Raw genomic sequence first — 21,275 nt, 5'->3', positions numbered from 1 at the left:
GGTTGCTTCCTGCCGCTACTTGAAGTCGCGCAGCTTGGGGACCAGCGCCTCCTGGTCGGACTCCGTCGGGATGGCGACCTTCGCCGGGTTGTAAACGTAGTTCGTGCCGTTGTAGACCATGGGCGCGAACCACGCCTGGTCGACCTGGTACTGGTTGATCTGCTGCTGAAGCTTCGCCGACTCCTCCGGTTCCGCGGTCGTGATCCGCGTCCAGAGCCGGTCGACGGTCGGGTCCGGCTGGTGTTCGAGATTCCACCAGCCCTTCGGCGTGGACTCGACGTAGATCTGCAGCGCCGAGTTCCCCAGGTTGCCCAGCTGCCAGAGGACCACGGGGTACTTGCCACTCAGTAGGTCACTGATGGCGTTCGCGCCGGTCAGCGGAACCTGCTTGACCTTGATGTTGATCTTGGCGAGCTGCTGGGTGACGTACGGCATCAGGGTCTCGAAGTTCTGGCCCGTCATGGTCGGCAGCTCCATCGTGAAGCCTCCGCCGTAACCGGCTTCGGTCATCAAGGCCTTGGCCTTGTCGACGTCGTACGGGTACGGGTCCTGCATGTTCTCGATGTAGGCGTCGGTGCCCTTGCGGAACACCTGAGGTGTCGGCTCGGCGTTGCCCTGGTACAGACTCTTGGCCATCGCTTCCTTGTCGAAGACCATGTTGATCGCCTGGCGAACCTTCAGGTTGCCGATGGGCTTGAGCACCTTGCCGAGATGATCGGTGAGCAGCAGGCGCGTGGTCTGGCCCTGGAACTTGATGACCTTCTGCCCGGAGGCCTGGACCTCGTTCAGGGATGCCTGAGGTACGAGCACCGCGTCGATCTGGCCGGTCTTGAGGGCGGACACGGCAGCGGTGTCGCTGGTGATCACCTTGATGACAAGCTTCTTGTACGGGTAGTTCTTCGCGTTCCAGTGCTTCTCGTTCTTGGTGAACGTGTAGACCGAACCGGTGGTCGAGGCGGCAGTATCGAGGACGTACGGACCGGAACCGATGGGGTTGTCGAACTTCTTGGCGGCGACCGATGCGGCGGGAACGATCTTCGGGGCGCAAGCCTTGTTGTCCATCACAGGTCCCTGGGGATCCGGCCAGGTGATCGAGATGTTGCTCGCATCAGGCGTGTCGATCGTGATGCCCTTGTAGTCCGCCTGCGAGCCACCATTCTTCGAGGCGAACTCGAACGAGGCCTTCACAGCCGCGGAGTCGACCGGCGTACCGTCGGTGAACGTCTGGCCGGCACGGATGTGCGCCTTGAAGGTCTTGTTTCCGTTGGTCGTCTCGAACGTGTCGGCAATGTCGGGCACGGCCTTGCCTGTGGCATCGGTCTTGCACAGCTGATCCCACACGGCCTCAGCCGCCCAGCCCTGGTAGCCGGGCTGGTTGCTCGGGTCCCATCCGTAGAAGTCCACGGTCTGAGCAAGGGTGAGTTGTGCCTTCTCGCCGTTGGCCGAGGCGCCGGCGGCGGCCGAGCCGGCACCAGTCTCCGAGGTGCAGCCGCCGACCGTCAGCGCGAGCGCAGCGATCGAGACGACGGACGCGAGGTGAATGCGTCGCATGGTTACTCCTTCGTCAGGATGTGAAACGTTCCACACATGGCCACCTGATCACCTACGGAAGTCGGGGGGTGTGCAACGTTCTACGCCGGAAGCTACGAAATGCTGTTGAAACGAGTCAAGAGCTCGTTGGCGCGACCGAGGTCACGGTTCCGCAACATCCATGACGGTGCATTCGTTCCGACTGGGCGGCTGCCCTGTCAGCGCTTGCGTTTCCCGCGGGGACGGCCGACGGACAGCGCCGGGCCGGCACTCGTGCCGCGCGGGACGAGACGCGGCGCGACGACGTAATGGACCGGTCGCGAGCGGCCTTCGATGCGCTCGAGCAGAAGCCTCGCGCTCGTCGTACCGGTCAGGTGTCCGGACTGGTCCACCGTGGTGAGCGAGATCCGCCCGATGCTGGTGATGTAGATGTTGTCGTAGCCGGCGACGGTCAGGTCGTCAGGCACCTTGCGCCCGAGTTCTTCGGCGGCCCGCAGCGCTCCCAGTGCGGCGATGTCGGCACCTGCGAAGATCGCCGTCGGCGGGTCGGTCCGGCCGAGCGCCTCGACGGTCGCCTGATAACCACCCAGTTCGGAGTAGGTGGTCTCGATGACATCCGGCTCGAGTCCGTGTCGTTCCATCGCGTTGACGTAGCCCTCGCACCGCGCAGTGTGCGACAGCACGAAGGGTCGTTTCAGGCCGCCCGATGGATGGCTGGTGTGCAGGATCCGCCGATGGCCAAGGGCCACGAGATGATCGACCATCAGCCGCGCGCCCTCGTAGTCGTCGTCCACGACGCTGTCGTAGTTCGCCCCACCACCGTGCCGGGCGACCACCACGGTCGGGATCGTCGACGTGAGTTTCTCAAGCCACGGCTGACTGATGAACGATGCGATCAGGATCAGTCCGTCGACCTGCCGGTCCACCAACGCCTCGATACTGCGCTTCTGGTGCTCGGCGTCGGCCCCACCCACGGTCATGATCGCTTGGAACGGGCTGGGTTCGAGCTGATCGTTGATGCCGTCGACGACCTCGGGCTGGAACGGCGACGACATCTCGGTGAGCACGACGCCGACGGTGAACGATCGGCCACGCATCCCCCGGGCACCGGCATGCGGCCGGTATCCGAGTTTCTCGATTGCGGCGGTAACCTTCACACGCATCTCGGGGCTCACGCCATAGGCCTCGCGCAGCACCTTGGACACCGCGGACACCGACACTCCCGCGGACTGCGCGACATCCTGGATGGTGGCCCTGCGGGCCGGTCCGCTTCGCATGCAGTCGAGTCTACCCAGCAGGCGTACATCGTTGCACGCACCGATTCGCTCCGGGATTGACTTACCGGATGACGGCGACCTACTCTCCGGCGTAGAACGTTGCACACACCTGTGGACGTGAGGAGAAGGTCATGGCCATGGCTGCGGCACCAGGTCCGCCCCGGTTCGAACACCACACCGACGCGTCGCCAGCGCTCGGTCTGGGAACAGGCGCTCCCCGCCTGTCCTGGACGATCCCGGATGCAGAGCCCGATTATCAGCAGACCGCGTACGAGGTCGAGATCACGCGACGCGGAGCAGTTGAACTCCACACCGTCGAAAGCTGCGAGCAGATCCTGGTGCCGTGGCCGGGCGAGCCACTCTCCTCTCGCGAGGCTGCGTCGCTGCGTGTCCGAGTGGCTCACGGGGACACTTGGAGCGAGTGGAGCTCAGCGGCCAGTGTCGAAGCCGGTCTGCTCGAGCCGACCGACTGGGCCGCAACCTTCGCCAGCCCGGTCGGCCTCGGAGCGACCGAGATGCCCGCACCTATCCTGAGCTCCACCATCACGATCTCCGGCGACGTCAGCTCTGCGCGGCTGTACGCCACCGCACACGGCGTGTACGTCGCCACCCTCAACGGCTCGAGGGTCGGCGACCAAGTGCTCGCGCCCGGTTGGACGTCGTACCCGAATCGTCTGCGCTATCAGACGTACGACGTGACGGACCTGGTTCGCAGTGGCGAGAACGTGCTGGAGGTCCTGCTCGGTGACGGGTGGTATCGCGGCCACCTCGGCTTCAAGGGCGAGAAGGCCCTGTACGGCGATCGGCTGGCCCTACTCGCACAACTGGAGATCACGACCACGGACGGTCATCGACACGTCCTGGCGACCGACGAATCGTGGTCGGCACGAGAGAGCGAGATCCTCACGCACGATTTGTACGACGGCCAGCGCACCGACCTACGCCGGCGCGATCGGAACTGGCATCCCGGCATCGCCGGTGTCGAGCGGATCGAGGCCGACATGACCCGCCTGGTGGCACCCGAGGGACCGCCGGTTCGGATCACCGAGGTCCTACCCGCGAGGCGCGTGTGGCGATCTCCCTCCGGCCGGACGCTGGTCGACTTCGGTCAGAACGCCGTCGGATGGGTGCGACTTCGAGTGCGCGGACTCGCACCGGGAGACGAGGTGATCGTTCGCCACGCCGAAGTCCTCGAGAACGAGGAGCTCGGCACCCGTCCGCTGCGCGCCGCCAAGGCCACCGACACCTACCTCGTTGCAGGCAGCAGCGAGGAGATCCTCGAGCCCGCGCTCACCTTCCATGGCTTCCGGTACGCCGAAATCACCGGCCTCGCCGATCTTCGAAACGAGGACATCGAAGCCGTCGTCGCCGGGTCGGACCTGCGCCGGACCGGATGGTTCACCTCGTCGCACGAGCTTCTCAACCGCTTCCACGACAACGTCGTGTGGAGCATGCGCGGCAACTTCCTCGACGTACCGACCGACTGCCCGCAGCGCGACGAGCGGCTCGGATGGACCGGTGACACGCAAGTCTTCGCTCCGACCGCGATGTTCCTCTTCGATACCGCCGGATTCCTCGGCTCCTGGCTCGGCGATCTCCAGGCGGAGCAGGAGACCGACGGATCGGTTCCGTTCGTCATACCCGATGTACTGCGCGACCAGTCGCCCGCAGCCGCTGCATGGGGGGATGCGGCAACCATCGTGCCCTGGGTGCTGTACGAGCGAACCGGCGACCGGGGCATTCTCGCGCGGCAACTGCCGAGCATGCGCCGCTGGGTCGACAAGATCGCAGCGCTCGCGGGACCGGATCGGCTGTGGACCGGCGGCTTCCAGTTCGGCGACTGGCTCGATCCGACCGCGCCGCCGGATCGACCGGGCGACGCGAAGGCTGATCCGGATGTGGTCGCCACGGCGTATTTCGCCCGCTCTGCCGAGACTGTCGCGCGAGCAGCGCGAGTACTGCAGCAACTCGACGTGGCCGACCAGTACGCCGCGCTGGCCAAAGCAGTCCGCACTGCGTTCGCCCATGCCTATGTCACTCCAGCCGGGCGTGTCCTGTCGGACGCTCAGACTGTCTACGCCCTGACGGTCATGTGGGATCTCCTGCCCAGCGACGAACAACGGTCCGAAGCTGGTCGCCGGTTGGCGGATCTGGTCCGCGAGTCCGGGTACCGCATCGGCACCGGATTCGTCGGAACGCCACTCGTTACCGATGCACTCGCCAAGGCCGGACATGCTGATGTCGCCTACCGGCTGCTGCTGCAGACCGAGTGTCCATCCTGGCTCTATCCGGTGACCATGGGGGCTACAACGGTCTGGGAGCGCTGGGACAGCATGCTCCCCGACGGCAGCATCAATCCCGGTGAGATGACATCGTTCAATCACTACGCACTCGGAGCCATCGCCGACTGGCTTCACCGCAGCGTTGCCGGCCTTGCACCAGGTGCGCCCGGCTATCGCGAGATCGTCGTACGTCCGCTGTTGTCATCGACGCTCACTTCGGCGTCGGCACGACACCTAACGCCGTATGGCGAAGCGCACGTCGCATGGGAGATCAACAGCGATCGTTTCCATCTCGCGGTCCGCGTCCCCGTCGGAGCCACCGGACATGTCTACCTGCCCGGCACCGAAACAGCCGAAATCGTCCGACACGGTAACCACAGCTGGGACGTCGCCGTGCAGATCGACACGCCTGCCCTGGTACCGGCATTCACAGATTGAAGACAGTCATGCACCACCTCGATGCAAGCCTGCCGTCCGACGCAAGAGCTGAACTGCTGCTGCAGGAGATGACACTGGCGGAGAAGTGCCATCAGCTCACTTCCGTCATGCCGTGGAGCTTGGTCCGCCCCGACGGAGCGGATACAGACTCCACTGCGGACTTGCTCAAGAATCCGCCTGGTCACGTCGCCCAGCTGATCGTCGACGATCCGGCCAAGCTCGCGGACCTCGTCGGGGCGATCCAACAGCGGTTCGTCACCCGTACCAGGCTCGGGGTCCCGGCATTCCTTCATGCGGAGGCGCTCAGCGGATTCCTGGCCGGTGGCCACATGTCGTTCCCGACCGGCACCGGACTCGCCGCGACGTGGAGTCCCGAACTGGTCCAGGAGATGGCCGACCTGATCAGGCAGCAGATGCGCCGGGTCGGCATGCCGCACGCGCTCTCCCCCGTCATGGACATCGCCCTCGACCCCCGGTGGGGACGCGTTCACGAGACCTACGGCGAAGATCCGTACCTCTGCGCCGCGCTCAGCGTCGCCTACACCCGCGGGCTCCAGGGCGACGACCTCGCTCGGGGTGTCATTGCCACCGGCAAACATTTCCTCGGCTACGGCCTTCCCGCCGGTGGCGCCAACACGTCGGCCTTCGATGCCGGAGCCCGGCGAACCCGTGATTTGTTCGCGTACCCCATCGAGGCCGCGATTCAGCTGGCCGGCCTGAAGTCGGTGATGAACTCCTACGGCACCGTCGACGGCATCCCGGTAGGGGTGTCCCGAGAGGCCCTGACCGACCTGTTGCGTGGCACTCTCGGCTTCGATGGGTTCGTCTCGGCGGACTACACCACGCTGGAGAAGGTCGTTGCCGATCAACGGGTCGCGTCCACTCCCGGCGACGCGGCACGGCTCGCGATCACCGCCGGTCTCGATGTCGAGCTACCGAAGCCCTTTGCCTACGGCGCTCCGCTGATCGACGAGGTACGACGTGGCGCGGTCGAGGTCAGTGCTGTCGACGTCTGCGTCCGCCGGGTGCTGAAAGCCAAATTCGACGTCGGGTTGTTCGAGAATCCCTATCCGGCAGAGCACATCGACGTACACACCGTGGCCGTCGAGGGACGGGAGTTGTCGGAGGAGCTCGCCGAGCGATCCGTCGTACTCGTCAAGAACAACGGCATCCTGCCGTTGGCTCCGGGCACGCAGACCGTTGCAGTGATCGGGCCGCACGCGGACACTGCACTTCGGCAGTTGGCGACGTACACCTACCCCGCTTGGCGTGAGGCGGTCAACGCGATGTCCCGCGGGGACCTCGGCAACATGCTCGGCGCCGACGCGATCATCGCCTCGTGGTACGACGCCCTCCTCACACCGGTGGATCCGGAAAAGCTGGTTCGTGACCGGTACGGCGTCCACACCCTGTCGGACGAGATCGGCAACTTCGCCGCCGCCGTACGAACCGAACAGGCGTCCACGTTCACCGAGCCGCTGGGCTCCGGGGCAATTGATCGCGCGGTCGCGATCGCGCATGAGGCGGACGTCGTCGTCCTGGCGCTCGGCGGTGCGAGCCTCTGGTTCAACGGCGAGCGCACCGAGGGCGAGGCCAGCGACTCTGCGGACATCTCGCTGCCGGCCGTCCAGACCGAACTCGCCGAAGCGGTCGCCGCGATCGGCAAACCGCTCGTCGCCGTACTGGTCCAAGGGCGTGCCTACGCACTGCCCGAAGTCATCAAGGACGCCGCGGCGATCGTCATCGCGCCGTTCGGCGGCCCGTTCGGGACCAAGGCGATCACGCGGGTTCTGTTCGGCGCGACGAACCCGAGCGGGAAACTGCCCTACAGCATCCCCCGCGGAACTGGACAGATCCCTGTCTACCACCACCAGCACGCCGGCACTGGCTACCGCAATCCGGTGCCTCCCAGCCTCTCCCAGCACTACCTCGACCTCGAGGCCACACCCCTCTATCCCTTCGCGCACGGCCTGAGCTACGCCGACTTCGATCTTGCCGACCGCACCGGTGACTCCGAGATCGACACCTCCGGCTCCGCACGAATCAGCGCCCTCGTAACGAACACAGGTGCCGTCAAGGGCGCCACTGTCGTACAGCTGTATCTCAGGGTGAACACCATAGGTGTCACGCGCCCGGCACAGCAGCTCGCCGGCTTCTCCCGGCTCGAGCTTGCTCCTGGCGAATCCAAGCGCGTCACCTTCACCATCGCAGCCACGCAACTCGGATACACCAACCTGGTGCACGACTTCGCCGTCGAGCCCGCACGCGTCGACTACTTCCTCGGTTTCGACTCTGACGATCAACGCCTTCAGGGGCACTTCGAACTCGTCGGTGAACCGCGCGTCCTGACCAGCGCCCAACGCTCGTTCCTCTCCGAGGTGTCGCATGCCTGAGTACGACGCCTTCCGTCCCGGCCGGCCGTGGCTCGACACAGACGGGAAACCGATCCACGCGCACGGCGGTTCGATCATCGCCGAGGACGGCGTCTACTACTGGTACGGCGAGAACAAGGAACGCTCGATCCCGGGTTCAGGCATCTGGACCTGGGGCATCCGCTGCTACTCGTCGACCGATCTCTACAACTGGACGGACTGCGGGCTCATCGTCCCGCCGAACCTGGACGATCCCGCCTCGCCCCTGCATCCGTCCCAGATGATCGATCGTCCGCACATCATCCGAAACAACCACACAGGCAAGTACGTGTGCTGGCTCAAGATCATGGGTCACGACGACACCCAGCAATGCACCGTTCTCACCGCAGATTCGCTGCTGGGGCCATACCAGATCGTTCGCACCGGTCTCCGGCCGCTGGGCATGAACGCCGGCGACTTCGACCTGGTCGTCGATCCGTCCGACGGCAAGGGCTACTACTACTTCGAACGAGTCCACAGCGAACTCGTCTGCGCCGACCTCACGCCCGACTACACCGACGTGACCGGCTACTACTCGACACTTCCCGCGCCCCCACCCACCAATGGTCCGCGAAGCGCCGGCCTACTTCCGCCGCCAGGGCAAGCACTACCTGATCACCTCAGGTACCAGCTGGTACTACCCGAATCCGTCGGAGATCGCAGTCGCCGACACCTACCACGGCCCGTACACCGTCCTCGGCAACCCACATCGCTTCGACCTCAGCGGCACGTCGTACCGCTCGCAAATCAGCTCGGTCTTCCAGCACCCGGCCGTCGACGACCTCTACATCGCCCTCGCCGACCGATGGCTCCCTCACCTGTCGGAGACAGATTCCGACCAGACTCAGGCCTTCCACGACGACTTCGCGGCCAGAGCGGCAGGCCGCCTATATACCACGCTGACGCTTCCCGAGGCCGACACCTCGCTCGCAACCTACGTCTGGCTCCCCCTCCGCTTCGACGGCGACATCCCCACGATCGAGTGGCGCGACACGTGGCGGATCAACGACGTGGACACGCCTCCCGGTCGTCCCTGATGAACGGCTTGCCAAGGCCGCGCGCTCACTCTGTCCGTGGTCGAGCATCCTGACTCCTGGACGAAAGGACTCAGCCGAAACCTACCTGCTCAGGAGTCGAAACCCAGTCCCACAGCATCCAGAGCCCGGAGAAAGAGATTCCGCCGGCCCTGCCGATGATCCGCGCGATTGAGCGACCAGCGCGCCAGGTTGATGCCAACCGCCGCGGCAGGCTCCGGTGGGAATGGCATCGGCCTCCTGCGCACCATCTCCAGTTCGGTCCGTTCTGTCGCTTCGCCGGCGAGCAGATCGAGCAGTACGTTCGCCGCGAACCGAGTGGCGCCGACACCCAGACCGGTGAATCCCGCCGCATACGCCACACGCCCCTGACGGGCGAGGCCGTAGAACGCAGCGAACCGCGTGCAGGTATCGATGGCACCGGCCCACCTGTGGGTGAAGGTCAGGCCTTCGAGTTGCGGGAAGGTGGCAAAGAAGTGTGAAGCGAGGCAATCGAAGGTCTCGGGACGATCCTCGTAGCGAGCTCGGACCTTACGGCCGGCGTGGTAGACGGCGTCGTAACCGCCGTACAGGATCCTGTTGTCCGCCGTCAGTCTGGAGTAGTGGAACTGGTTCGCCATGTCGGAGAGTCCCTCGCGACCCGACCAGCCGATCGCTGCAAGTTGTGAATCGGCGAGTGGTTCGGTCATCAGGACGTAGTCATAGACCGGGACGGTCATCAGCCGGTTGCGGCGAAGGAGCGACGGGAAGACGTTCGTTGCCAGGACGACGCGGTCCGCGGTGACGACAGCGCCGGCGGTCTCGACTCGGACGCGACCACCTCGGCCGCCGGACAGTCCGGTGACCGCCGAGTGCTCGTGAATCTCTACCCCATGTTCGCGCGTGACGCGGGCGAGTTCGATCGCAAGGCGCGCCGGATGGACCAGAGCGCACTCGTCGAGGTGCCTGGTGCCACCGACGAAGAGCGGACTGTTGACCACCTCCCGGACCGCTTGCCGATCGAGCTGATCGGCACCGAGCCACTGCAGTTCGTGTTCCTCGACCGCAACGTGCAGCGTGCCGGTCCGTTCCCAGTTGCAGTCGAGACCGAGGTCGTGCACATCCTTCTCGAAGTCGTCGAGATTGTTCGCTCCCAGACGGCTGAGCTTCTCGTACTCCTCTGGCCACCGCGCGCGGCCGTTCTCTTCGCCGTGGGTGATGGATGCTTCGCAGAAGCCTCCGTTCCGCCCGGATGCTGCCCAGCCGACCCGGTGCGCTTCCAGGACCATGATTCTTTGCCCCGGGTTCCGTCGCTGAGCCAGCAGCGCCGTCCAGAGTCCGAGGTAGCCACCACCCACAATGACCAGATCCGCATGGGCGGTCTGGGAGAGCGGGGTGCAACTGTCGTCGCGTCCCGCATCTTCGATCCAGAAGACACTGTGCCGACTCGGTTCGAGCGCGGCGCCAACGACTCGAGGGTCCGGCGCGTTGCGTTCGTACGCCGTGAGTTGGGGCCGATTCACCATGATCACACCCGTTTCGAGGTCAGGCGACGCCGCGCGACAACTCGCGGCCAACTCGGATCGCGCCGTCTACATGCTGGAAGCCGACGCCGGCCACGTCGCTGCTTCCGAAGCTCAACGGGCCGACCGGTTGGCGAACGTGCTCGCCGTACCTGGTCAACCCCCCGAGGTCGAAGCTGGTCGCGTACGCACCCGCAGTCCACTCGTCCGCCATCCATTGGCTCTCGTAGTAGCTGATAGGGCGAGCAGCCTGTGGCCCGAGATAGTGCGCAATGGACTGCAGTATCTGGGTTCGTCGGTCGTCCGGGTCGAGCGCAAGGAGATTGTCGGCGGTCAGGTCTGATACGAAGCCCACGAGCGTGCCGCGCTCGTCACCGAAGTTGGTGTTGTCATAGAGCTCGTGTACGACCTCGTACGGGCTGAACGCTGTGCCGGACAGTCCGTCTGCACGCCAGAAAGGACGGTCGTAGGTGGCATGCACTTTGATCACGAGTCCGAAGGACTGGTGCTGCCGCCACTGCATCTGGATCGGCGGCAGGTTGGGGATGAACTGGATGCGGGAGACGAGGGTCGGCGGCACCGCGACGATGACCCGTGCCGCGGACCACGCAGCGCTTCCGGCGTGTACGACCGCCGATGCTTCGGTCCACTCGATGCGATCAACCGGACCGCCGACCGTCACCCGGTCGCCCAGGTTGGCTGCGAGGCGAAGCGGGACCTGCTGTAGTCCGCCGACGACCCGACGATCGAGGATGAAGTCCGCGTCAACGAGATTGCTGAACGATCCGGCGCTTGCCGCCATCAGTACGCAGGACAGCGCCGAGAAGGAATGGGTGGGCTTGGTGAGCATCGCCGGGCCGACGTACAGCGCGATGTTGTCCCTCGCCTCCTCGTCGTCGGTCTGCTGGGAGAGCCACTGGGCGAACGAGATGCTGTCCAGCTCGGCCGCTCGAGGGTGCAGCCAGGGCTTCCCCGGATCCATTTGACCTGCCAGGTCGTCGAGGATCGCAGTGATCCGGTCGACCTCCGCCGCCGTCCTGGCCGAGACCGGGAAAGCCGCACCGATGAACTGTCGCCGCATCCGATCCTTGCCGATGTACACGCTGTCACCGGCGCGGTACCGCGCGAACGTCTCGAGTCCGAGCGTCTCGAGGGTCTCGAGCAAGGCGGATTGGTCAGGCGACACCCACTGTCCGCCGAGTTCGAGCGGGATACCCTCGATCGTGTCCGTCCAGAGCCGTCCGCCGACTCGATCACGCGCCTCGAGCACGACGACCTCTTTGCCTCGGGCAACCAGTTCGGTCGCCGCCGTCAGCCCGGTGACACCGGCGCCGACAACGACGACGTCGGCTGATCTGTGATTCATTGGTTCGACTCCAAACGACCCGGCGGAAGGTCCGCTGGGCGAATCGGACGCATCCCGTTCTCTCCCGCTTCAGGCCTCACCGCACACCCCACGAGTACGTCTGCTTGACCAATTTGAGGTAGACGAACGTCTCCGTGGCCTGGACGCCGTCGATCCGGCGGATCCGCTCGGACAGCACCTGAAGCAGATGCTCGTCGCTTTCGCACAGCACCTCAGCGAGGAGGTCGAAGGAGCCGGCAGTGATGACGACGTACTCGATCTCGTCCATCGCGGCCAACGCCTCGGCGATCGGCTCGAGCGCTCCCTGGACCTTGATGCCGATCATTGCCTGCCTGGCAAATCCGAGTTCGAGTGGATCGGTGACCGCGACGACCTGCATGATGCCGGCGTCCGTCAGCCGCTGCACCCGCTGACGGACGGCCGCCTCGGACAAGCCGACGGCTTTGCCGATCGCGGCATAGGGCCGCCTGCCATCGACCTGTAACTGCTCAATGATCGCCTTGGAGACATCATCGAGCAGTCCGTGATTCTTCTCTGGGTTCCCGGTTCGCACAGCCCTGACGCCACTGGGCGATTGATTTCGTCGCGAATCCGTCACATGCCTGACGATATCAGCTCCTGATCGGCTAGTCTGCTACGAAATTCGCAATCCAGCCGGTGAGGGGCAGCGATGGCCGAGCTTCAGATCCTTCCGAACATCGTCGACGGGAAACCGATAGCCACCCTGAGTGGCTCGACGTACGACGTCATCGCGCCCGCCACCGGCGAGGTGTATCTCAAGGCACCGCTGTCGGGTCCTGAAGATGTGGATCAGGCGATGTCCGCAGCGGCCCGAGCGTTCGAATCCTGGCGTGACAGCACGCCCGCAGATCGGCAACTCGCGCTTCTGCGGATCGCCGATGCGTTGGAGCGAAGGGCCGACGAGTTCACTGCCGTGGAGAGCCGCAACACGGGCAAGCCGCTGGCGATCACCGCGAGCGACGAGATACCGCCCTGTGTGGATCAGCTCAGGTTCTTCGCCGGTGCGGCGCGGGTTCTGGAGGGACGGGCGGCCGGCGAATACATGGCCGGTCACACGTCGTGGATCCGGCGCGAGCCGATCGGTGTAGTCGGCCAGGTGACGCCGTGGAACTACCCGCTGATGATGGCGATCTGGAAAATCGCGCCGGCCCTCGCCGCCGGGAACACGGTGGTCCTCAAGCCTAGCGACACCACACCCGCGTCGACTGTTCTGCTCGCCGAGCTGTGCAACGAGTTCCTTCTGCCTGGCGTACTCAACGTCGTCTGTGGTGACCGGGACACCGGCCGCGCTCTCGTCGACCACGACGTACCGCAGCTCGTCGCGATCACCGGCTCGGTCCGCGCCGGCATGGAGGTCGCGTCCGCTGCCGCTCAGCGACTCAAGCGTACGCATCTCGAACTGGGCGGGAAGGCGCCTGTGGTGGTCTTCGACGATGCAGACGTGGAGAAGGCCGCGAACGCGATCGCGGCCGCCGGCTACTTCAACGCGGGCCAGGACTGCACGGCGGCAACGCGGGTGCTGGCAGGACCGCGAGTTCATGACGACTTCGTCGACGCCCTCACCGAGCGGGCCAATCACACACGCACGGGGCGACCTGACGACCCGAGCGCGGCGTACGGCGCCTTGAACAGCGAGTCTCAGTTGCGCCGGGTCACCGGCTTCATCCGCGATCTGCCGGACCATGCAACGGTACGCACGGGCGGCGCCGCGGTCGGCGAACGCGGGTACTTCTTCGCTCCCACAGTGGTTTCCGGGCTGCACCAGGACGACGACGCGATCCAGCAGGAGATCTTCGGTCCGGTCATCACAGTGCAACGCTTCACCGACGAGGACCAGGCCCTGCGCTGGGCCAACGGCGTGGAGTACGGTCTCGCCTCTTCCATCTTCACCCGCGACCACGCACGCGCCATGCGCATGTCCCGGCGTCTCGACTTCGGCTGCGTGTGGATCAACACCCACATCCCCATCGTCGCCGAGATGCCCCACGGCGGCTTCAAACACTCCGGCTACGGCAAGGACCTCTCCATGTACGGCCTGGAGGACTACACCCGCATCAAACACGTCATGTCGAACATCGAGGAGAACTAGGCCGTTCAGGCCGCGGCACGGACTGTCATGCCGGCCTTCCGTCGCAAAGCTCGCGACCAGCTTCGGCACTCCAGTCCGGTGTATGCGGGGCCGGTGGCCGCCGGACCGACGCGTGGTACGGGAGGAGGACGTCGGATGAGCCGAACGGATGTTGTCGTCGTCGGGGGTGGTGGACTGGCCGGCCTGGTCGCCGCCCGGGACCTGGCGGCTGCCGGGATCGGCGCTGAACTGCTGGAGGCTCGCGACCGGGTCGGAGGCCGGACCTGGACAGCCCGTTTCGAGGCCACCGGCGTCCATGTCGACCTGGGCGCGGAATAGGTCGCTGGGATTGCCATCACCCGGTAGCGCGGGAGGCGGAGCGCTACGGGCTGAAGCTCGTCACCCAGGATGTCCAAGTCCCAGGTGACCTCGTCGAGCCCGAACTGACGGCCGCCTACGAGCGCACCCTCGCCCACCTCGACGGGCACGCCGCCGAGATCGACTTCGATCGTCTCGATTGGTGCCGGGTCTCGAACATCTCGACGTGACGATGGCCGCGTACCTGTCGCGGCTGGATCTGCCGGCGCGGGCGCGCGAGCTTGTCCTGGCGGACTCGTTCGCGTTGATGGGCGCCGACGAACACTGCTACTCGGTGCTCAACCTACTGCACGAGGTTCGCGGTTTCGGCAGTGCTCAGACCGCGTTCACCGGCGAGACGGCGAGGGTGGGTGGCGGGGCCGACGCGATCGCCCGGGCGATCGCCGCCGCTCTGGGCGACGCCGTGCGGCTTGGGCACCTGGTCGAGCGGATCGCCCAGAACGAGAGAGGCGTCGTCGTGGAAGGGGCGACCTTCTCGGTCGAGGCGCGGGCGGCCGTCGTCGCGATCCCGGTCAACGTCCTGCGGGAGCTACATCCGGAGATCCCGTTCGGCCCGCAGGCCGTCCGGGTGCTCGCCGAGGGCCACGTCGGCCGCGCGGCGAAGGGCTGGGCCACGGTCTCCGGGGACGCGAGCAGTGTCCACTCCGAAGGGTGGCCGGATGCGATCGAGGTGTACGCAGTGCCTGGTGAGCACCGCGCGGCAGTCGCACGGTTCAGCCTCGGCGAGCCCAGCCACGATGCGGCGCTCGACCGGGCGCGCCAGGCGATGGGAAGTCGCCACCCGGAGTTGGGCACCGAGCTGGAAACGTTCTCTCACGACTGGATCACCGACGAGTACGCACGCGGTACCTGGCATACCGCGACTCCGGGGCCAAGCCCCCGGCTGGCACGAGCTCGCGTCAACTCCTGGCCTCTTCTTCATCGCCGGCGGCGATGTCTCCAGGCGTTGGTTCGGCTGGATGGACGGGGCCATCACCTCGGGGGCGGACGCGGCGGTCCGCGCGGCTGCCTACGTCGCCGGGCTCCCGGTGCCCGAAGCCCGCGGCTGACGGCAGTCGTCGGCCCGGTCGTCCGCGTCGAGGCGACGGTGACAGAGGGGTTCGCGCTGCGCGGTGTTCCCGGCTGCCGGGTCGAGCGAGCGGGCCACGACGGACCCGCGACCTGTTCGCCTACCCCATCGAGGCCGCGATTCAGCTGGCCGGCCTGACACTTCCCGCGCCCTCACCCACCGATGGTCCGCGAGACCACAGCGGCACGTCGTACCGCTCGCAGATCAGCTCGGTCTTCCAGCATCCAAGCGTCGACGATCTCTACATCGCCCTCGCCGATTCTCCGCTGGATCAGGAGGCGGCGGCCGATGGGTATCGGTTGGGGGCGACCGAGCCTCGGACGATGAGCGTGGTGGCGAGTTCGACGTGGTGGGAATCGACCTTCTCACCGGCCGCCAGGTGCAGGGCGGTGCGAAGCGCGACGGCCCCCATCTCGCGGAGAGGTTGCTTGACAGTAGTCAGTGGCGGCGACGCCAGGCGGGCGACGTGGGTATCGTCGAAGCCGACGACACTGAGGTCCTCGGGCACCCGAAGACCGAGGCTACGGGCCGCCTCGAGGACGCCGAGTGCCACTTCGTCGCTGCCGGCGAAAACCGCAGACGGACGGTCCGGCCGGTCGAGCATCACAGCACCGCCGGCCAGACCGTCGTCGTACAAGAAGTCCTGCAGCCAGATGTGTTGCGGCAGCACTTCGGCATCCGCTTCCTCCATGGCGCTACGGAAGCCACTCAGCCGGGCACGGTTGCAGCCCGAGGTCGGAGGACCGCCGACATACCCGATCCGCCGGTGCCCGAGCGACAGCAAGTACTGCGCAGCCGCCATCCCGCCGGCGAAGTTGGTCGAACCCACACTCGCCACATCCGGCTGCGAGATGTCGGTCGGGTCGACCACCACCAACGGCAGCCGTGCCCGCGACAACGCTGCCAGGTCTGCGTCTGCGAGCTGGCTGGTGATACCGATCGCGGCCCGGCGCCCGGCAGAGGCGAGCTCCCGGATCCACTGTGCCGCCCGGCGGCTGCTCGACGTCTGCGGGTGCGGAGGGTGCCTGTTCAGCACGACGTCCACTCCAGCCACCTGGGCGGCCTCGACAACACCCTCGATGACCTCGACGCAATAGGCGCTCAGCACACCCTGGTAGAACAGCTCGACCGAGTCGCGCTGGACCTGAACCTGGACCGGATCCTGACGGCGACGGACATACCCGTGCCTCTGCAGAATCTCCTGCACCTCGGCACGAGTGACCGGCGAGACATCGGGACGCCCGTTGAGCACCTTCGAAACCGTGGCGACAGACACTCCCGCCGAACTCGCGACGCTGGCCAGGGTGACGCGGCCCTTCAGCCGTGGCATCTCTTCCACCCTCCTCCCATCTCAGCGATCTCGACCAGGATCGTCCGGACGCGATTGTGTCCTACCACCCTCACATCCTCGGTGATTCGTACGACGCCGCACAGGGGGTCCACCGACGACGCGCCGACCACCACCTCGAAGCCCCAGGCTCGACGATACGGCGCACATCCGGCCCGGTGCACGCCGGAGCGCCCGCCGCAGGCAAGAGTTCCACGTCCGGAAGTTCGTTGCGCAGGGCATCGAGTGGGTCGACGACCCGGGGGCCGCGCTCGGGGTGCTGCGGCCGGACGTGGTTGGGGGGCGCAGCAGCCCGTCAACGCCCGCACGTCGGCGGCGCGCCGGGCGGCCACTGCGATCCGCCGTTCGCCGGGATCCAGCAGCTCCGCGGCCGGCCGCCCCGGACGGCGCCGGAGCCGGTCGTGCGAGCTCGCGGTGATCAAGAAGATTCTCCCCTAAACTTATACCATCGCCGTGACTAAATGCCGAAACATTTCGATCCGTTTCGCAAGCTGCCTTGCTATTGTTGAAACTTGATCCTGCCGCCCACTTCTGCGGGGAATCCTTGAATCCAGAGTGACGCCAAAGCGGTCTCTCCTTCAAGCCTTGACACTAAGAATCCCGAAATCTATGTTACGAAACATAGCGCCAATCGGCAGCTACTTTCGACATCTTGCGGAGGAGTCGGTCGAGGCGTTCCCACGCTCCGTGCCGACGGCCGCGCCCTGCAACCACGCGCCGTGGAATGGTCTGCGGCAAGGAATACGGAGATCACGATGGATCCCATGACGACGTCTCGGCGTACCTTCCTCAGCCTGGTCGGCGGCGGCGTGCTCGCGACCGGTCTCGCCGCGTGCGGCACCTCTGGCCCGAAGAGCTCCGGTGGCTCCACCGGCAGTGAGGGCGCCAGTGGCAGTGCGTCGTACTGGTTCCTCAGCGGCCAGCCTCAGCAGGGCATCTGCGAGGCACAGGTCAAGCGGTTCAACGACGCCAACCCGAGCACGCAGATCAAGTCCACCGCGTTCCAGAGCGAGGCGTTCGCGCAGAAGATCAAGACGGCCATCGGTGCCGGCACGGCGCCGACGCTGATGTTCGGCTGGGGCGGCGGCGGGCTCAAGAGCTACGTCGAGGCCGGCCAGGTCGAGGATCTGACCGACTGGTTCGGCCAGAACGCCGACCTGAAGAACTCGATCTTCCCGGCCGCGTTCGGCGCGGCCACGGTGAACGGCAAGATCTACGCAGTGCCGGTCGAGACGGTGACGCCGATTGTGCTGTTCTGGAACAAGAAGGTGTTCGAGAAGGTCGGCGCCCAGCCGCCACAGTCGTGGAGCGACATCATGGACCTGGTGCCGAAGTTCAACAACGCCGGCATCGCGCCGTTCTCGCTCGCCGGACAGTCCCGCTGGACCAACATGATGTGGCTGGAGTTCCTGTTCGACCGGATCGGCGGCAGCGAGGTCTTCCAGAACATCTACGACGGCAAGCCGAACAGTTGGTCCGACCCGTCCGCGCTGAAGGCACTCGACGAGATGCAGAAGCTGATCAAGGGAGGAGGCTTCATCAAGGGCTTCTCCTCGATCACCGCCGACTCGGGCGCCGACCAGGCGCTGCTGTCCACCGGCAAGGCCGCGATGATGCTGCACGGCGCCTGGGTCTACGGCACCATGAAGGCGTCCGGCGGCGGCATCGTCACCGATGGCCACCTCGGCTACCTGAACTTCCCGCCGGTCGACGGCGGCAAGGGCGACCCGGTCAACACGGTCGGCAACCCGGGCCAGTATCTGTCGATCTCATCGAAGGCGAGCCAGCAGGATCAGGACACCGCGAAGAAGTTCCTGTCCACATCAACTCTGGACGACACCTCGGTCGAGGCCTGGGTGCAGGCCGGCGGCGTGCCGGTCGTCAAGAGCGCCAAGGACAAGATCGCCTCGGTGTCGGACCCGAACGACAAGGCCTGGCTGAACTTCGTCTACGAGACGTCGGCGAACGCGAAGAACTTCGCGCAGTCGTGGGACCAGGCGCTCAGCCCGGCCCAGGCGGAGACCCTGCTCGACAACATCGCCAAGCTGTTCCAGCTGTCCATCTCCCCGCAGCAGTTCGCGACCAACATGAACGCGGTAATCGGCCAGTGACTGTCGTCGCTCCCCCCGTCGCACCACCGGCGACCGGCCGCCTGCAAGGTCTCGTCGCGAGCTGGGGCCGCGAACGGGCAAGGGATCGCGCGAATAAGACATTGTCCACCCGGTCCGGCCACGGCCGGCACTGACCTCGACGGATGCACGATGCCACTCGACCCCGTTCTGGCCGCATTGATCGCCGGCCCGCCCTACGCTGCGAACAGCACCCGGCCGGTCGTACTCGACGTCGCCACGGCTCGCGATGATTTCGAGAACATTGCACGCACGATGGCGCCCGTGGATCGACGCGACTCGGTCGCCGGCGTCCACGACGCGACAGCGCCCGGCCCGGCTGGACCAATTCCGTTACGCGTCTACCAACCGCTGTCTGCGGCCGTGCCGGCGCCGGTGATCGTCTGGTTTCACGGCGGCGGCTGGATGATCGGCAGCCTCGACACCGGCGACATTGTCGCCCGGGCGCTGTGTCGCGGAGTTGGGGCAGTCGTCGTGTCGGTCGACTACCGGCTCGCCCCGGAACATCCGTGGCCTGCCGGCCTCGACGATGCCGCCGCGGCGCTGCGATGGGTCGCCGAGCACGCCGAGGAGCTTTGCGGCGATCCGGTGAGGATCGCGGTCGGTGGAGACAGCGCCGGCGGAAACCTGGCAGCGGTCCTCGCCCAACAGACTCGGGGCGGCGGACCTGTCCTCGCGGGCCAGATCCTGGTCTACCCGGCCACGGACCTCGAACTCGACCACTTCGACAACTATCCCTCGTGGCAGTTGCACGCGTCGGGCTACGTTCTCACCGCCGATGCCGTGCGCTCGTGCGTGGAGACCTATCTTCAGCCCGCTGCCGACGTGACCGATTCGCGCATCTCCCCGGCGCGCTGCAAGGATCTCACCGGTCTCCCGCCGGCCGTGGTCGCCGTCGCGGAGTTCGATCCGCTGCGCGACCAGGGCGCTGCTTACGCCTCGGCGCTGCGGGAGGCAGACGTGCCAACCGTTCTGCACGAGGGCCGTGGTTTGGTCCACGGGTGCTTCGACATGCTCGGCATCGTTCCGGTCGCTCGGACTGAGTTCGACCAGCTCGTTGCCAGCGTGCACATGCTCTTCGCCCCTGACCCCGGCGGTCTGGTCCACCCGGGCACGGTGGGCTCGTCATGACCGCCGAGCGCACCGATCTAGTTCTGGTATTGACGCCAGTTCCCCCAATGCGGGACACGACACGAAGGAGTTCGGCGGCATGACGATTCGTAAGGTGTTGGCTGGCCTCGGCTCAATGTTGATTGCCCTCGCAGCGATCGCAGCCGGCGGGTCTGACGCGGTCGCCGCGCCCAGTGACGCTACAACCGATTCCACGGCATTGTCCGCCGCAGCACTGCTGAACCCAGATCCGAACCTGGACTCGTCGGCATGCCTGCCGGAGGACACTACAACTGTGACGGGCTCACGCATCCGCCACATCACGGTTGCTCAAACCCGCGTATCGGTTCTGCTACCGCCCCAGTACGGCAAATCCAATCGACGGTACCCCGTGCTGTACCTGCTGCACGGGGGGACCAACAACGAGGACAGCTTCCTCGTGTACACGAATCTCATTTCGGTGACCTCGACACTTCCCGATGACGAGCAGTACATCGTGGTTACCCCATTCGCGCAGTACGGCGGCTTCTACGTCGATTGGAAGGACGGAAGCCATCTGATCGAATCGTTCATCACGAATTCGGTGATCCCTGCCGTGGACAGCACTTTCCGAACCCAGAGCGACGCCGCGCATCGCGCCGTCGCCGGTATCTCGATGGGCGGTTGGGGGGCAATGCATCTTGGTGTCACCCACCCGGACCTGTTCGGGGCGGTCGGATCAATGTCTGGGCTCCTCAACTCTCAAGACCCCGACCAGCAGGCGGTCATGCTCGCGGTTGCACAGGATCAGCGAGCGTGTGCGGACGGTCTGAGCGCCGGCCAGTACGATCCGTTCGGGATGCTCGGTGACCCGGTCACGGACGCAGACCGCTGGGCGGCCGCGAATCCAGTGCTCAACTCCAGCCGCCTGACCGGCAAGGACCTGTGGCTCTCGTCCAGCTCGGGGCTGCCATGCGACGAGGAGGACATCGCATCGGGCAGCACGGGATCCGTCGAAGCCCTCCCCGCGCACACCACGCTCGAGATGTACCTCGCCCTGCAGAAGAACGGGATCGCGAGCACCTACCTGCTGAGGGCGTGCGGCTTACACACCTTGCGATACTTCAACCTGCAGCTGGCCGATTATCTGCCGCACGTGGGGGCCTACTTCGGATCCCTGCCCGACAGTGGCCCGAGCCACTGACCCTTCGTCTGGTGACGGCGACCGCCCGCAGGCGGCTCGTCGTTGATCGACCAGATCGTCCGTCGGCACAGGTGGAGATGAGTTCCACGTCTTCTGCGCCACGACTCTCAGCTTGGGGAAGATCGACAC

At 66.0% G+C, this 21,275-nt stretch carries 15 protein-coding genes and 1 pseudogene; 10 read left to right on the top strand and 6 right to left on the bottom strand.

Annotated elements, in window-relative coordinates:
• Nucleotides 1-15: 15 nt before the first annotated feature.
• A complete protein-coding gene (locus tag E0H92_RS27545) occupies nt 16-1,551 on the bottom strand; it encodes an ABC transporter substrate-binding protein (protein WP_131498223.1) in 1,536 nt (511 codons plus the stop codon).
• A gap of 197 nt (nt 1,552-1,748) precedes the next feature.
• Complete coding sequence (locus E0H92_RS27540) at nt 1,749-2,807, bottom strand: LacI family DNA-binding transcriptional regulator (RefSeq protein WP_131498222.1); 1,059 nt, start codon at nt 2,805-2,807, stop codon at nt 1,749-1,751.
• A 131-nt stretch (nt 2,808-2,938) separates the two neighbouring features.
• Between E0H92_RS27540 and E0H92_RS27535 the strand changes: the two genes are divergently transcribed.
• From E0H92_RS27535 to E0H92_RS45255, 4 genes and pseudogenes are all read left to right on the top strand, one after another.
• A complete protein-coding gene (locus tag E0H92_RS27535) occupies nt 2,939-5,527 on the top strand; it encodes a glycoside hydrolase family 78 protein (protein ID WP_131498221.1) in 2,589 nt (862 codons plus the stop codon).
• 8 nt (nt 5,528-5,535) lie between these two features.
• Nucleotides 5,536-7,920 (top strand): glycoside hydrolase family 3 N-terminal domain-containing protein, encoded by a 2,385-nt coding sequence (locus tag E0H92_RS27530; RefSeq protein WP_131498220.1) that lies wholly within the window; start codon nt 5,536-5,538, stop codon nt 7,918-7,920.
• A pseudogene (locus E0H92_RS45800) lies at nt 7,913-8,455 on the top strand (family 43 glycosylhydrolase); the annotation flags it as partial. The gene E0H92_RS27530 and the pseudogene E0H92_RS45800, both read left to right, overlap by 8 nt.
• 46 nt (nt 8,456-8,501) lie before the next feature.
• Complete coding sequence (locus E0H92_RS45255) at nt 8,502-8,975, top strand: glycoside hydrolase family protein (RefSeq protein ID WP_238173610.1); 474 nt, start codon at nt 8,502-8,504, stop codon at nt 8,973-8,975.
• Nucleotides 8,976-9,064: 89 nt separating this feature from the next.
• On the opposite strand, the gene E0H92_RS27520 is transcribed toward E0H92_RS45255, so the two are convergent.
• The 3 genes from E0H92_RS27520 to E0H92_RS27510 form a co-directional block, all read right to left on the bottom strand.
• Nucleotides 9,065-10,477: an NAD(P)/FAD-dependent oxidoreductase gene (locus E0H92_RS27520; RefSeq protein ID WP_131498219.1), complete on the bottom strand. Its 1,413-nt coding sequence runs from the start codon at nt 10,475-10,477 to the stop codon at nt 9,065-9,067.
• Between the two features lie 19 nt (nt 10,478-10,496).
• Nucleotides 10,497-11,840, bottom strand: a complete 1,344-nt coding sequence (locus E0H92_RS27515; RefSeq protein ID WP_131498218.1) for a flavin monoamine oxidase family protein — start codon at nt 11,838-11,840, stop codon at nt 10,497-10,499.
• 76 nt (nt 11,841-11,916) lie between these two features.
• Nucleotides 11,917-12,393, bottom strand: coding sequence for an Lrp/AsnC family transcriptional regulator (locus E0H92_RS27510; protein WP_202873838.1), 477 nt, complete (start codon nt 12,391-12,393; stop codon nt 11,917-11,919).
• A gap of 117 nt (nt 12,394-12,510) precedes the next feature.
• On the opposite strand from E0H92_RS27510, the gene E0H92_RS27505 reads away from it, so the two are divergent.
• From E0H92_RS27505 to E0H92_RS27495, 3 genes are all read left to right on the top strand, one after another.
• Nucleotides 12,511-13,950, top strand: coding sequence for a gamma-aminobutyraldehyde dehydrogenase (locus E0H92_RS27505; protein WP_131498216.1), 1,440 nt, complete (start codon nt 12,511-12,513; stop codon nt 13,948-13,950).
• A gap of 135 nt (nt 13,951-14,085) precedes the next feature.
• Nucleotides 14,086-14,268, top strand: coding sequence for an FAD-dependent oxidoreductase (locus tag E0H92_RS27500; protein ID WP_131498215.1), 183 nt, complete (start codon nt 14,086-14,088; stop codon nt 14,266-14,268).
• Between the two features lie 181 nt (nt 14,269-14,449).
• The gene (locus E0H92_RS27495; protein ID WP_131498214.1) at nt 14,450-15,514 is read left to right on the top strand and encodes an FAD-dependent oxidoreductase; all 1,065 of its coding nucleotides are present in this window, start codon (nt 14,450-14,452) and stop codon (nt 15,512-15,514) included.
• Nucleotides 15,515-15,647: 133 nt separating this feature from the next.
• Here E0H92_RS27495 and E0H92_RS27490 read toward each other — a convergent pair whose 3' ends face one another.
• On the bottom strand, nt 15,648-16,706 hold the full coding sequence (locus tag E0H92_RS27490; RefSeq protein ID WP_131498213.1) for a LacI family DNA-binding transcriptional regulator: 1,059 nt from the start codon (nt 16,704-16,706) through the stop codon (nt 15,648-15,650).
• 782 nt (nt 16,707-17,488) lie between these two features.
• Between E0H92_RS27490 and E0H92_RS27485 the strand changes: the two genes are divergently transcribed.
• The 3 genes from E0H92_RS27485 (at nt 17,489) to E0H92_RS27475 (ending at nt 21,146) form a co-directional block, all read left to right on the top strand.
• The gene (locus E0H92_RS27485; RefSeq protein ID WP_131498212.1) at nt 17,489-18,835 is read left to right on the top strand and encodes an extracellular solute-binding protein; all 1,347 of its coding nucleotides are present in this window, start codon (nt 17,489-17,491) and stop codon (nt 18,833-18,835) included.
• A gap of 150 nt (nt 18,836-18,985) precedes the next feature.
• Entirely contained in the window at nt 18,986-19,984 is a 999-nt protein-coding gene (locus tag E0H92_RS27480) for an alpha/beta hydrolase (RefSeq protein ID WP_131498211.1), read from the top strand.
• A gap of 79 nt (nt 19,985-20,063) precedes the next feature.
• Nucleotides 20,064-21,146 (top strand): alpha/beta hydrolase, encoded by a 1,083-nt coding sequence (locus E0H92_RS27475; RefSeq protein WP_131498210.1) that lies wholly within the window; start codon nt 20,064-20,066, stop codon nt 21,144-21,146.
• Nucleotides 21,147-21,275: the final 129 nt, after the last annotated feature.

This window comes from Kribbella speibonae, from assembly GCF_004331375.1.
Classification (GTDB): Bacteria; Actinomycetota; Actinomycetes; order Propionibacteriales; family Kribbellaceae; genus Kribbella; species Kribbella sindirgiensis.
The sequence above is the reverse complement of the archived record's forward strand: the minus strand, read 5'-3'. Positions and strand labels throughout refer to the sequence as shown.